Origin of the sequence: Paenibacillus ottowii (genome assembly GCF_006874425.1) — a bacterium.
In the GTDB taxonomy this organism is placed as follows: Bacteria; Bacillota; Bacilli; order Paenibacillales; family Paenibacillaceae; genus Paenibacillus; species Paenibacillus ottowii.
This window is the reverse complement of record NZ_VIJZ01000001.1, coordinates 460,379-473,531: the sequence shown is the minus strand read 5'-3', so window position 1 is coordinate 473,531 and position 13,153 is coordinate 460,379. Positions and strand designations below refer to the sequence as shown.

Annotated in this window: 11 protein-coding genes and 1 pseudogene; 5 read left to right on the top strand and 7 right to left on the bottom strand. The window is 43.1% G+C overall.

What is annotated here, in order from left to right:
• Window positions 1-113: 113 nt before the first annotated feature.
• The 3 genes and pseudogenes from FKV70_RS02175 (at window position 114) to FKV70_RS26335 (ending at window position 2,940) form a co-directional block, all read left to right on the top strand.
• Window positions 114-1,108, top strand: a pseudogene (locus tag FKV70_RS02175) (ABC transporter substrate-binding protein).
• A 110-nt stretch (window positions 1,109-1,218) separates the two neighbouring features.
• Window positions 1,219-2,370: an AraC family transcriptional regulator gene (locus FKV70_RS02170; protein ID WP_244310615.1), complete on the top strand. Its 1,152-nt coding sequence runs from the start codon at window positions 1,219-1,221 to the stop codon at window positions 2,368-2,370.
• A 12-nt stretch (window positions 2,371-2,382) separates the two neighbouring features.
• A complete protein-coding gene (locus FKV70_RS26335) occupies window positions 2,383-2,940 on the top strand; it encodes an ABC transporter substrate-binding protein (protein WP_280115055.1) in 558 nt (185 codons plus the stop codon).
• 31 nt (window positions 2,941-2,971) lie between these two features.
• Here FKV70_RS26335 and FKV70_RS02165 read toward each other — a convergent pair whose 3' ends face one another.
• The 7 genes from FKV70_RS02165 to arcA all read right to left on the bottom strand — a co-directional run bounded on the left by FKV70_RS02165 (window position 2,972) and on the right by arcA (window position 11,064).
• Window positions 2,972-4,603, bottom strand: coding sequence for a formate--tetrahydrofolate ligase (locus FKV70_RS02165; RefSeq protein ID WP_142611703.1), 1,632 nt, complete (start codon window positions 4,601-4,603; stop codon window positions 2,972-2,974).
• 133 nt (window positions 4,604-4,736) lie between these two features.
• On the bottom strand, window positions 4,737-5,240 hold the full coding sequence (locus FKV70_RS02160; protein WP_142611702.1) for a DUF6933 domain-containing protein: 504 nt from the start codon (window positions 5,238-5,240) through the stop codon (window positions 4,737-4,739).
• A gap of 275 nt (window positions 5,241-5,515) precedes the next feature.
• Entirely contained in the window at window positions 5,516-6,205 is a 690-nt protein-coding gene (locus tag FKV70_RS02155; protein WP_063207965.1) for a Crp/Fnr family transcriptional regulator, read from the bottom strand.
• Window positions 6,206-6,326: 121 nt separating this feature from the next.
• Window positions 6,327-7,289: a carbamate kinase gene (gene arcC, locus FKV70_RS02150; protein WP_142611701.1), complete on the bottom strand. Its 963-nt coding sequence runs from the start codon at window positions 7,287-7,289 to the stop codon at window positions 6,327-6,329.
• A 35-nt stretch (window positions 7,290-7,324) separates the two neighbouring features.
• A complete protein-coding gene (gene arcD, locus FKV70_RS02145) occupies window positions 7,325-8,740 on the bottom strand; it encodes an arginine-ornithine antiporter (protein WP_142611700.1) in 1,416 nt (471 codons plus the stop codon).
• Between the two features lie 68 nt (window positions 8,741-8,808).
• On the bottom strand, window positions 8,809-9,807 hold the full coding sequence (argF, locus tag FKV70_RS02140; RefSeq protein WP_142611699.1) for an ornithine carbamoyltransferase: 999 nt from the start codon (window positions 9,805-9,807) through the stop codon (window positions 8,809-8,811).
• 24 nt (window positions 9,808-9,831) lie between these two features.
• Window positions 9,832-11,064 carry an arginine deiminase gene (gene arcA, locus FKV70_RS02135; protein ID WP_142611698.1) on the bottom strand — a complete coding sequence of 411 codons (1,233 nt, stop codon included), beginning with the start codon at window positions 11,062-11,064 and terminating at the stop codon, window positions 9,832-9,834.
• Between the two features lie 363 nt (window positions 11,065-11,427).
• Here arcA and FKV70_RS02130 point away from each other — a divergent pair, with 363 nt between their 5' ends.
• Complete coding sequence (locus FKV70_RS02130; RefSeq protein WP_064795409.1) at window positions 11,428-12,135, top strand: response regulator transcription factor; 708 nt, start codon at window positions 11,428-11,430, stop codon at window positions 12,133-12,135.
• Window position 12,136: 1 nt separating this feature from the next.
• Window positions 12,137-13,081: a sensor histidine kinase gene (locus FKV70_RS02125; RefSeq protein ID WP_142611697.1), complete on the top strand. Its 945-nt coding sequence runs from the start codon at window positions 12,137-12,139 to the stop codon at window positions 13,079-13,081.
• Window positions 13,082-13,153 lie beyond the last annotated feature (72 nt).

The following is a 13,153-nucleotide window of genomic DNA, read 5'->3' as shown; positions in this document are numbered from 1 at the left end:
TCCATGGACCAAGTTTGTCCATTAAGCATTGAGGGATCAGCGCTTATTATTACCTTTGTGATAATAATTCTCATTTGCAATATTATGAATCATTCTATTATACGGAGGTTGCTATGATCAACAAGAATTCTACGATTAACAAAAAAACTACTCGACAATACACTTCTCTGATCTATCTATTCTCTCTTATGGGGGCATTGCTGCTGGGGTGCGGCGCATCAGACAACCATCAGACTGCAAACAGCAACACAGCAGCATCAACAAAAACATCGGAAGCAGCCACAACTCGCGCCTACATAGACTATAAGGGACATACAGTAGACATTCCCACGACTCCTGGGCGCATTGCTTACTTCGGAGAAAACTATGGGGATCTATTGGTTTTAGGCGTACAGGCTGTTGGTACATCGACTTCTATGATCGAGGGAAAGATATATGAAAAAAAGTTCAGAATGTATCGGACCTAGGATTTCCCATTGATTTAGAAAAAACATTGGCTCTACAACCAGACCTAATCATTACTGCCGATACGGACGAAAAACAATATGCAGCGTTAACAAAAATCGCACCTACCACTATGTTCGATACCTTTGCGCCATTAAATAAGCGTTTGATACATCTCGGAGACATTTTGAACAAGAAAGAAACTGCTGAAGACTGGCTAGCCCAATATAAAATCAAGGAAGCAGAGATGTGGAGCAAACTTCATGCGAAAGGTGTGAAATCGGGTGAAACAGCTTCGGTCTTTACCTACTATCCAGGTGATCGTTTGTTCGTCATGGCGCGGACAGGCCTGTCACAAATACTGTATGAAAAAAATGGTCTCAAACCTACTCCTCTTATTCAGCAAGCGCTGGACGAGAACAAAGGATTCGTGCAAATATCGCAGGAGGTGATTGGACAATACGCGGAAGATCGGATTTTCATACTGAACATTCCAAGCTCAGAAGCCCGCCAATCTACCGAACAGTTAATGAAAAGCAAGCTGTGGCTCCAGCTGCCTGCCGTCCAACAGGGACATGTGTACATGCAGGACATTGGTAAAACCGAAAGTGATGCTTCTACCCGAGAATGGCTATTGGAGGAACTGCCCAAGCTCATAAAATAAGTTCGAAGAAGCTTATCGACATTTGTTGATAGGCTTCTTTTTTGTTGAACTTAAAGGAGGTATACTTATGCATATATGATAACCATTCTCAATAAAAGGAGCATTACACCGTGAACCCGTCCCCGTCGTCTGAATATTCACCCCCTTCCAGCTCGCTGCTTTTTCATTTTAAGCAAATTGTGCTGGCTAGTGAGCTTAACGATAGACTACAATTTCGTCCACATTCAGATCACTGTCTGCTCATGTTCATCGGTGGAACAGGTACGGTGAATATTGGACCAGAGCAGTATGTCTTCCACCCAGGTCATGGGTACTGGTTAACTCCCGGGGAATCCTATCGCATCGCCCCCTTGGTTGGAACTGTACCTGAATACTACAAAATCACATTTCAGGTGATCGCTATGCCATTAGAGACACTATCAGACATGACATTGGCTGAAAACGTAACGGGCATGGCCTCCCTATATCTTAGCTCTGTCCTGCCAGAACCACGTGAATACATTGTCTCCTCTTCCTCCAAGCCTGTTCAGTTGGCCGAAGAGTTATTTTATAGCGCCCAACCAACGAGCCAGCCGCATCATCAAACTTCTGCATTACGTCAGCAAATCATGTTTCAAAAGCTTCTTTTGCTATGGCAGGAAGCACACGCCCATGTCGAGTATAACGATGGCGCTAATTCGGCATTACCCGCATCGGTGGAAAACACCCTTACATATATGGAAAAACACTACGAAAAGCCCCTTACCGTCAAGCAGCTTGCCGAACAGGCGAACGTTTCCATATGGCAATACTTCCAGTTGTTTCGCAAAATAACAGGCAAAAAGCCGCTGCATTACCTCACTGAGCTGCGCTTGAACCATGCCAAGCGGCTGCTGCTGGAATGCAAACGGCCTTTGCGTGAAATTGCCCGTCAGGTGGGTTTCTCTGACGAATATTATTTTAATCGGCGTTTTAGACAAATGACCGGGGTTCCCCCTGGCCAATATGCGCTATCCGCTCCCGGTTCTGTGTGCGTTAAGGATTGGACAGGCCACCAAATTCATATCCCGCGCCAAGCGAGCCGCATCATCTATCATGGTGAAACGATGGGCGATCTGCTCGCGTTAGGAGCCACACCCATTGGAGGAAGTCTGCGGCTCAGTGAATACAGCGGCTATAAGCATCGGCTTGGGAACGTAACTGACGTGGGACTTCCGCTGGATACCGGCGTGACCAGCGCTCTCAATCCTGATCCGATTATCATCGCCAACTCAGATGAATAGGAATATGAGCGCATTGCAAGCATCGCGCCCACCGTCACCTTCAACTCCTTTGCCGCCCTGGAGGAACGGCTGCGTACACTTGGCGCCTGGCTCGATAAGGAACGCGAAGCCGAACGCTGGTTAGCTGCCTTCGCCGCTCGTAATCTAGCGATGTGGCAGCAGCTTAGTACGCATATTACAGCCGGAGAAACCGCCTCTGTCTTTATCTTCGATCATGTGGATCGGCTTTTTGTCATGGGCATGTCCGGATTCTCATCGGCCCTCTACCATCCGCACGGCTTCCAGCCTGTCGAGTCAATCCAAAAGATGCTTGACGCAGGACTAGGCTTCGCAGAAATTGACCCGGACGAATTGCCTGATTACGCTGGCGACCGTATTTTTATGCTTGTCCCTACAGCGCCAGATTCCAAACATGCGCTGGAATACATGCTCAACAGCCCTCTCTGGCACAGCCTACCTGCTGTTCGTCAAGGCCGGGTATATTTCGTAGAAGCAGACCGTTGGAACTGGGGCGATGCCATGACTCGGCAAAAGCTGCTCACTGCCCTGCCCAAACTACTCGTTCATTGATGCCAAAATGCTGCTATTTTCTAGTAAAATGCTACATGAGTCCTTGAATACTCCCATCTGCCTCCAGAGACATATGTTCAGCTGCTGGAGATTTGGGCAGTCCTGGCATCGTCATGGTATTGCCTGTTTCCACGACTACAAAACCTGCGCCTGCGGACAATGATACGCTGGACACGTGAATGGTGAAGCCTTCCGGTGCACCTAGCAAGGAAGGTTGATCTGAGAAAGAATAGGGTGTTTTGGCCATACATACAGGCAGTTGTCCAAAACCAAGCTGCTCCATACCAGCCAACGCCCGTCTAGCCGCAGGCGCGTAAGCTACCTCTGCCGCACCGTAAAGCTCCTTGGCAATGACGCTAATTTTCGCTTGCAAATCAAGCGTATGATCATATAGCGGTGCAAAATGGGCTTTCTCCTTCTGAAGTAAGTTCAGCAGGCTTTGGGCCAACTTTTCTCCCCCTTGGCTTCCCTGCGCCCATACTTGTGAAAGCTCTGCGGGTACACCCAGCTTGCGGCATTCCGAGAAAATCAAATCCAGTTCCGCTTCGCTGTCTGTTACAAAATGGTTAATCGCCACCAATACAGGCACACCAAACTTTTGCAAATTCCGTACATGCCGGCTCATATTGGCTAATCCGAGTTGTAATTGCTCCAGATTTTCTGCGTCCAGCTCATGTTTAGCTACCCCGCCGTTATATTTCAGCGCTTTGGCAGTTACGACCAGCACAGCCGCATCTGGCTGCAAGCCGGACTGACGGCACTTGATGTCAAAAAACTTTTCCGCTCCCAGTTCAGCCCCGAACCCTGCCTCTGTGACGACCACCTCTCCCAGCTTCAATGCCAGCTTTGTACCGATCAGACTGCTGCATCCATGGGCAATGTTAGCAAAAGGTCCACCATGCACAATAACCGGAGTTCCGTCCAGCGTCTGCACCAGATTAGGCTTTAAGGCTTCCCGAAGCAGCACAGCCATACCTTCCACTGCGTGCAGCTCCTCTGCTGTTACCGCCTCACCGGCCTCGTTATATCCAATCACCATTCGACCCAACCGTACTTTAAGATCGTCCATATTTTCACTTAAGCATAGCACCGCCATGACTTCCGAGGCCGAGGTAATCAGAAAGCCGCTTTCTCTCACCGCTCCATTCCCCGCACCCAATCCGGTTACAATACTTCGCAGGCTCCGATCATTCATATCGACAGCCCGTTTCCACACAATTCGTTCTGGCTTCAGCCGCAAAGCATTTCCATGGAACAAATGGTTATCAATCATTGCTGCCAGCAAATTATGTGCTGCCGAAATCGCATGTATATCACCTGTAAAATGCAGATTAATGTCTTCCGCCGGAACAATCTGGGCCTTTCCTCCCCCGGTTGCTCCTCCTTTCATCCCAAAGCAAGGCCCAAGAGACGGCTCCCGCAGGGCTGCCACGGTTTTATGCCCCATCGCATTTAATGCCTGGGATAGCCCGATGGTTGTCAGTGTTTTTCCTTCCCCAGCCGGAGTGGGATTCATCGCTGTAACCAGCACCAGCTTTCCATTCGGGCGATCCTTCAACTGCTCCCACAAAGATGGATTCAGCTTCGCTTTGTATTTGCCGTACGTCTCCAGATGCTCTTCTTCAATTCCTGCTTCTTTGGCAACATCAACAATCCTCTTCATCCTTCGTTATGTACCCCCTGTATTATAAGTCCGACTGATGGTGTAAATCCTTTATCATTTTATTCTATCAGAGTGTACCGTTTATTGCGCTATGATTCATTTCATCGCAAGCATTGCTATCCATAGTAAACGCTCAACTACTCTCTACTTGATAATGCTTTTCTAGCAATTCTTTAAAAACATCAATAGGGTACTTGTATTGATCCGTTTTGAACACAATTCGGTTATTCCACTGGTTCTTTTCCAGCTCGCATCCATGCTCCATGTCGAGTTCCTTCATAATAAATATAATCTCATCTAAGGTTACCATCACACTATGTCTATTTGTCGTAGTTGCCAGCATCTGCCCGCCTTCCTGTGTATATGCCTCTACAATCTGTTCATCAAACCCTTCGCTGATCATTAATTCCTTCAAGGCTTGTACAAAAAGAGCTGGCAGATTCTTGTACTGCGATTTTTTAATCCCAAACAGCGTGACACTTAAGCGGGATATATCATGCATGAACACAATATTTTTTCTCCGATTCAGTAAAAACAAGCCAGCATGCCAGCTATTCAAAGGCGGATAAATATCAACGTGAAGTGGTTCAGTCTCCCATTCCTTCAGCAGTTTTTGTGTTCCCCGTATAACAAACATCATTGCTCTCCTTTATTGACGGTCCTATACCGTAATGCGTAATTCATGATTCGACATACCTACTCTCTGCATAAGACATGTCTTATATATCATAACACCGGATTTCTAAAAGCCGCCTGTAAACTCTTTCAGAATAATATAGGGAGCAGAATATGAATATTAAATATATTACATGTTGTGTTAGGAGTGTCCATGACTGCTCCAATGATTTTATTCGTTGTCATAACCAAAAAAAATGATGAACGCCTTCTTTTTGAAGACGTTCATCTTTTTGTTCATATAGAGATTTCCTCAAAATAGGTGGGGTCATGGATTATAATTTTTTTACCTGAAACTGTAATAATGTGATCTTTCTTTAACTGGTTTAACACACCGCTAACCGTTTCCCGAGACGTTCCGGATATTTTAGAAATTTCGATTGTGGTCAGTGGACACGAAATCACAATCTCTTCCCCATTTTGTTCCCCTAAATCCTGCCTTAAATAATTAATTGACTGTATTACCCGATCTTGCGCATTCGGGATTGTAATATGTTGTATACGATGTTCATGGAGTTTTAAAATTAAAGAAAACTGCTGAACAACAAATATTAATTGTTTTTGATTAGCCTTTAACATATCTTCAAAAATCGCTGTAGGAATATAATATACATCTACATCTGTCAGTGCTTCTGCTGAGTAATTGTATCTTTTATCTGTAAACATGCCGCCATAAGGAAAAATTGAGTATCGTTTTACATAGTCCTCATATAGCAAGTTCCCACTTTGATTTACCCGCTCTACTTTTACAAAGCCATCTAACAAAAGGTAAATTCGTTCCCTTGAATCCCCTTCAAGGAATAAAAATTGGCCCTTCTTATAAGTTCGCCAATAGACAAACTCTGTTAAGCTTTGTAGTTTTTTTTCTGACAATTCAGCAAATAAATCAAACTCTTTTAAATTTTCGATCACATTCCGTTTATTCATAAATCCACCTCTGTTATCTTTAAGCTATAAAGGATCAACGAAACAAGCAGGCCGAATTCGGGAGCAAAAGTCATCCCAAACTCGACCAATGGGTTTAAAAATCCGGATTTTTAAAAGTTATTTATTTATGAACAGGCCCCTCTTCTTTGGAAATAAGCGTACCTGCTTTTCCTTCCAATGCTTCATATACCTTCTCTAAAGAAGTAATAATGGCTTTTCGTGCTGAATTTGGTTTAACAAAATGAATAGCAGCTTCAATTTTTGGAAGCATACTTCCCTCTGCAAAATGTTGTTCCTTTATATATTGTTCTAATTCATCCACAGTTACAGACTCTAATCTTTTTTGATTAGGCTTGTTAAAATTCACATACACATAATCAACTGCAGTTAAAATGACAAGTGTATCGGCATTTACTAATTCGGCTAATTTCTGAGCAGCGAAGTCTTTATCAATAACTGCTTCAGTTCCTGTTAATCCTTCTTTAGACTGAATTACCGGTATTCCGCCACCTCCAACAGCAATGACGATATTCCCATCCTTCACTAAAGAATCAATCACTTTATATTCAAGAATGCTTACAGGTGCTGGTGACGGTACCACTCGTCTCCATCCTCTTCCCGCATCTTCTTTGAATACTGCTTTGGTTTCCTTCATCAATCTTCTTGCTTCGTCCTCTGTATAAAAAGGCCCTATTGGTTTTGTGGGATTATTAAATGCTCCATCGTTTTCATCAACAACCATTCTTGTTACGATTGTTACCACATCTTTAGTTATGCTCTGTTTTCTCAATACCTTTGCAATCGCATTTCCCATCCAATAGCCAATCATTCCTTGACTCATCGCACCACAAGTATCCAACGGCATGGCGGGGGTTTCCTCCGATTCCGCCGCTTTTTGCTGTAATAAAATATTTCCTACTTGCGGACCATTCCCGTGGACAATGATGACATCTACATCACTTTGTATTATTTTCACAAGTTGTTCTGCTGTTTGTTCTAATGCTTCTTGTTGTGCCTTTACCGTAGCATCACCGGATTGTATAGCATTTCCACCTAGGGCCACTACCATTTTTCTACGTTCCATATTTCGACCTCCAATTGTATTTATTTCCAAATATATTAAATCGTTATATTTCCCGTCATTAATTCATAGATTGTGAAAACTGCTAAAGCAGCAATAGCAAGAGATAAGATCAGTTCCACCCGGGTCAATATTCGCTTGGGGTGATCTTGCTTTTGCAGCTTATAATAGATGAGAATGCCTGGAGCATATAAGGTCATGGCTAACAACAAGTAATCCAATCCAGCGGCATAAACTAACCAAATTCCATAAATGCTCGCAACGATACCAATGACAGTATTGATGGTTCGGTCTTTTTCTTTTGACTGCAAGCTATACTTCAATTGATAAAACGCTGAAAACACATAAGGAATTAAAATAGCGGAGGATGCCAGAGAAAACGCAAAATGATATGCTTGATCCGAAATAATGAAGGTTAATAAAAAAAGTTGAATTAAACCATTCGTCATCCATAATGAATTTACAGGGGCCTTATTTTTATTCTCTTTCGCAAACCATTTTGGAAAAAGCCCATCTTTAGAAGATAAATATGGAATCTCAGAGGCAAGTAAAGTCCAGCCTAGCCAAGCGCCTGAGGCGGAAATAACCAAACCTAGGTTAATAAATGCAGCGCCCCATTTTCCAACAACACTTTCAAACAAATAGGCCATGGCTGGATTTTTTAAATTAGCGATATCTGCTTGCCGCATAAGCCCGAGAGATAATACTGTAATCAATACGTAAATAATAAGTGTTCCTATCAATCCAATGACTGTCGCTTTCCCGACATCACTTTTATTTTTTGCACGGCCAGATAGAACAACTGCCCCTTCAACCCCAGTAAATACCCAGAGAGTTACAAGCATGGTGCTTTTAACTTGGCTGCCTACCGCCCCCCAATCAAATATACCGCCTTGTCCCCAAAATCCGTCTACGAATATATTGATTTGAAAAGCAAAGATCCCCACAATAATAAACACAAACACGGGAACTAATTTCGCGATTGTAGTTACTAAGTTTACAAGCGCCGCCGATTGTACGCCTCGTAAAATCAGCAAGTGAACACACCAGAGCATTATGCTCGCTCCAATAATCGACGCTATATTTTGTCCCCCATCAAAAATTGAAAAAAAATAGCCTAATGAGCTAAATAATAGAGTTGCGTAAGCTACATTACCGAGCCATGCGGCTACCCAGTATCCCCACGCACTATTAAAGCCCATAAAATTACCGAATCCAGCTTTTGCGTAACTAAAAATACCGCCTTCCAAATCCGGTCTTTTTCGAGTTAAATTCTGAAAAGATAATCCAAGTGCAATCATTCCGATTCCTGTGATCATCCACCCGATAATAATAGCTCCCGGCCCGGCTCCTTTGGCCATATCACTGGCCAAGTTAAATGCTCCACCACCGATCATCGAACCGACAACAAGGGCTGTTAAAGTAAATAGTCCTAGTTTCTTTTCTTCACCCACTACTCTCGCCTCTCTCTTTTGGATAGTGATAGGGAAGAGAGATTAAGAAGGCATAGTAAACTCCCTCTTTACTCCATATTTCCTAAAGTAGCTGCTAAAACCGCTTTAATGGTATGCAATCTATTTTCAGCTTGCTCGAATACTTTTGAATGCTTGCTGCGGAATACCTCATCGGTTACTTCCATTTCTCTCAATCCATGTTTTTCATAAATTTCTTTTCCATACATGGTTTCGAGATCATGGAATGCAGGCAAACAATGTAAAAAAATAACATCATCATTCCCTGTTTTTTTAATCATTTGCATATTTACCTGGTAAGGTGAAAGCAGCTCAATACGTTCCGCAAATTTATCTTCTTCCCCCATAGATACCCAGACATCTGTGTAGATTACATCTGTACCTGCAACAGCCTCATCAATACTGCTGGTTACCATGACCCGGTCACTAAACTTTTGCGCCAAATAAATGACTTCCTGTGCAGGCCATAATGATTTTGGCGCACAAATCCGAACCTCCATTCCAACGATTGAACCACCAACTAATAAACTGTTCGCAATATTGTTTCGGCCATCGCCAACATAAACGAGCTTTACATTTCGCAAATGCCCTATATGTTCTCGGATGGTCAATAAATCCGCGAGCGTTTGGGTTGGATGCCACATATCCGTTAGACCATTCCACACTGGTACACCCGAATTCTCAGCTAAAGATCTCACTGTTTTATGAGCAAAGCCGCGGAACTCAATTCCGTCAAACATGCGGCCCAACACTTTTGCCGTATCTTCTACGGATTCTTTTTTACCGAGCTGAATATCCCCTTTACCTAAATATTCAGGATGCGCGCCTAAATCTGTACAAGCTACTGTAAATGCACACCGTGTACGAGTAGAAGTTTTTTCAAATAAAAGAGCTATATTTTTTCCTTCCAAATAACGATGGGGAATGCCATTTTTCTTTTTCGCTTTTAAATCTGCTGCTAAATCGAGAAAATACAACAATTCCTCTGCTGTAAAGTCGATCTCCGCAAGAAAACTTTTTCCTTGTAAGCTTGAAATCGTTTCTCCCATATTTATCCCTACTTTCTCTATGATTTAAATATCTTTTCGAACGATGGGCATACTCATGCATCGTGGTCCCCCGCGGCCACGGGATAATTCCGAGCTCAATATTTCGATTACCTCAATACCGTGTTCACGCAATAAAGCATTGGATACATAGTTACGGTCATACGTAACAACTACTCCCGGGGCAATGGCTAATGTATTGGACCCGTCATTCCATTGTTCACGAGCAGAGGCTATTACATCTCCCCCTCCGCAAGGAATAAGAACCAAATCCTTTAAGCCCAAAACCTCTTTTAGAGATTCCATTAAAGAGGTATGATGGGTAATTTTTAGTGTCTCCTCATCTGGACCTTTCTCTAAAACATAAATATTCATATTTCCTTGTGGTCCCTGGATCGCTGGATGAATTGTAAATTTATCATAATCAACCATCGTAAATACGGTATCTAAATGCATAAATGCCCGGCACTTTGGAATTTCAATGGCTAGTATTCTCTTGAATTGTTTTTGACGGCCAAATAGATTTAGGGCTAAACGTTCAATGGCTTTAGCTGAGGTACGTGCTGATACACCAATAGCAATGGTTTCTTCATTTAAAATGAGCTCATCTCCGCCTTCGATTGGAAACTCATAATTGCGGTCCAGCCAAATCGGCACATGATGACTAGTAAATATCGGATGGTGTTTAATGACATACTCTATAAACAATGATTCACGTCTTCGTGCCGTTTCTCTCATTTTATTAATCGTTAATCCATCTCCAATCACTGCTGCAGGATCGCGGGTAAAATATAAATTTGGCAATGGAACTAGATGAAATGGAGAATGATCTTGCATAAATTCATGGAATTGCACTTTCTTACTCGTTTCAATTTCATTCTTTCGGACACCACTCATTATTTTTTGAATTAAATCTTCATTGGAGAAGGAAAGTAAATATTCTTTTAAAATTCGATGTGAAACATTTCCCTCTGCCCTTCCTTCTTCTAACATTTGGTCAACAAATTCTTCTCTCAGTTTTTCATCCACTAATGCCTCTGCCGCAAGTTGTTCCAAATAAAGAACTTCAATTCCTCGATTGCGTAAAGTTTGGGCAAAATAATCATGTTCTTTTTGAATCACCGGCAAATAGGGAATATCGTCAAATAATAACGGCTGTAAATAATCCGGCGTTAAGTTTTCCAATTCTTGTCCCGGACGTTTCAATAACACCGTTTGTAATTCCCCAATCTCCGAAGCAACATGCAATGGATGCTCCATTTGTCGTACCTCCTTTTTGATTTTTGATGTTTACAAGTGCATCATACATGGTCCATGCTTTCCGTCTCGTGCAAATGCCAACATTTTTATTGTGAAATATTTCACGATTTTACTTTTAGATTCATAAAAACCTGTATTTTTATAAACTCGCTGATTTGCGAAATCTATTCCATATTATGATTGAATTAAGTCTTTCTTCTGAACGCGATGGTGCAATTGTTAGTGACGTAGCTCTCTGAGCAAGCCGGGGGAGTTTTAATTATTCTGGGACAAAATGTTATGGAAATCCGCTCCACTGCTCTATATAATTCAGATACAGTTCGTCATACGAGCTAATCTAAAAATTAGGGGTGTTCCACACCTATGCCACAGCATATTTTACTTATTGAAGACGACCTATCTATTGCTGAAATGCTGCTAAAAGCACTCACCAAGGAGGGCTACAATTTAACCACCGCCTATGACGGGGAAGAAGGGCTTATTGCCTTTGAACGTCATACTTACGACCTGATCCTCGTGGATTTGATGATGCCGAAGGTTGACGGTATGGAGGTAATCCGGCAAATTCGTACCCGCAGCGCCGTGCCAATTCTGATTATGTCGGCTAAGGATAGCGATGTGGATAAAGCGCTTGGACTAGGCTTCGGGGCAGATGATTATGTTGCCAAACCTTTTTCGATGCTTGAGATGACGGCACGTATTCAATCCGCAATCCGCAGATCGACTACCTATGCTCGTCTGCAACAGCAGGAGGAACAGCCGCAAGCACAAGTGTTGACCTATGGAGATTTACGCATTGATTTTGATCATTTTACAGTCACACGCGATGAAAATGAAATTCAGCTAACAGCCAAAGAATCCGATATCCTGAAGCTGTTTGCATCCAATCCGAACCGGGTATTTACGAAAGCTCAACTATACGGATTTATTTGGAAAGACGATTATATGGGGGATGAGAACGTGATTAACGTCCATATTCGTCGTCTGCGTGAGAAAATTGAAGAAGATCCCTCTCACCCTGTCCACATTAAGACACTGTGGGGCATCGGTTACAAATGGGAGAACGGTTGATATGAACATCGAAAACATTTTCGAATGGATTGTCGTCCTTATGATGTCTGGCGTTATCCTATGGCTGTGGCGAGAACGCGTCGCCTATAAGCGCAAAATCAAGAATGTTCGAACCCTACTAGAGCGGATCGTGACCGTGAATCATGCGGAAAAGCTGCTATATGTTACAAGTGACGTTGAATTGCAGCGACTTATGACGGAAATCAACCGGTTACTAGATTTAAATTTGAGGGTATCAGCCGATTACAACCGGAGCCAAATCGCTATGCGAAAAATGATTTCGAATATTTCCCACGATCTTAAGACCCCGCTTACCGTTGTGCTTGGATATGCCGAGATGCTGGATGGCGATCCGGATATGCTGCCGGAAGAACGTATGAAGCTGCTATCCAGAATTCATCAAAAGACCAGTGAAGCGATTGAGTTGATCGGAAGCTTTTTTAACTTGGCGAAGCTGGAAGCTAACGATACTGACATTCCACTGACTCGACTAGAAATAGGAGAACTGTGCAGACGCAGCATTTTGGAGTTTTATGATCTGCTGACGGCTCAGGGGTTTACAGTACATATTGATATCCCGGAGCATCCCATACATGCCTTGGGGAACGAAGGAGCCATTGGGCGGGTGCTGAGCAATCTCATTTCGAATGCCATTCGCTACGGTGCAGAAGGTCGAACGCTAGGCCTGAGGCTGTTAGAACAGCAGGATACGGTGCGTATAGAGGTGTGGGATCGCGGAAAAGGCATACAGGAGCCGGAGCAGGATAAGGTTTTTGAACGTATGTACACACTTGAGGATTCGCGTAATAAGACGATTCAGGGCAGTGGACTAGGGCTTACGATTGCCAAGCGCCTGGTTGAATGCATGAGCGGAGAGATGCAATTAACCAGCAAACCCTATGAGCAGACCGTCTTCTCCTTTACCTTGAAGAAGATCAACTATTAAGCAAATTGCTCAACTTAATAAATTTGTAAGAATTACGAAAGAAAAATGAACATTTCGCCCTTTATTCTTGAA

Excerpts from the sequence above, each read along its gene's own strand:
- FKV70_RS02130 (WP_064795409.1), top strand. The coding sequence starts at position 11,428 with ATGCCACAGCATATTTTACTTATTGAAGACGACCTATCTATTGCTGAA.
- FKV70_RS02155 (WP_063207965.1), bottom strand. The coding sequence starts at position 6,205 with ATGAATAAACGGAATGTGATCGAAAATTTAAAAGAGTTTGATTTATTT.
- FKV70_RS02165 (WP_142611703.1), bottom strand. The coding sequence starts at position 4,603 with ATGAAGAGGATTGTTGATGTTGCCAAAGAAGCAGGAATTGAAGAAGAG.
- arcA (WP_142611698.1), bottom strand. The coding sequence starts at position 11,064 with ATGGAGCATCCATTGCATGTTGCTTCGGAGATTGGGGAATTACAAACG.
- argF (WP_142611699.1), bottom strand. The coding sequence starts at position 9,807 with ATGGGAGAAACGATTTCAAGCTTACAAGGAAAAAGTTTTCTTGCGGAG.
- arcC (WP_142611701.1), bottom strand. The coding sequence starts at position 7,289 with ATGGAACGTAGAAAAATGGTAGTGGCCCTAGGTGGAAATGCTATACAA.
- FKV70_RS02160 (WP_142611702.1), bottom strand. The coding sequence starts at position 5,240 with ATGTTTGTTATACGGGGAACACAAAAACTGCTGAAGGAATGGGAGACT.
- FKV70_RS02125 (WP_142611697.1), top strand. The coding sequence starts at position 12,137 with ATGAACATCGAAAACATTTTCGAATGGATTGTCGTCCTTATGATGTCT.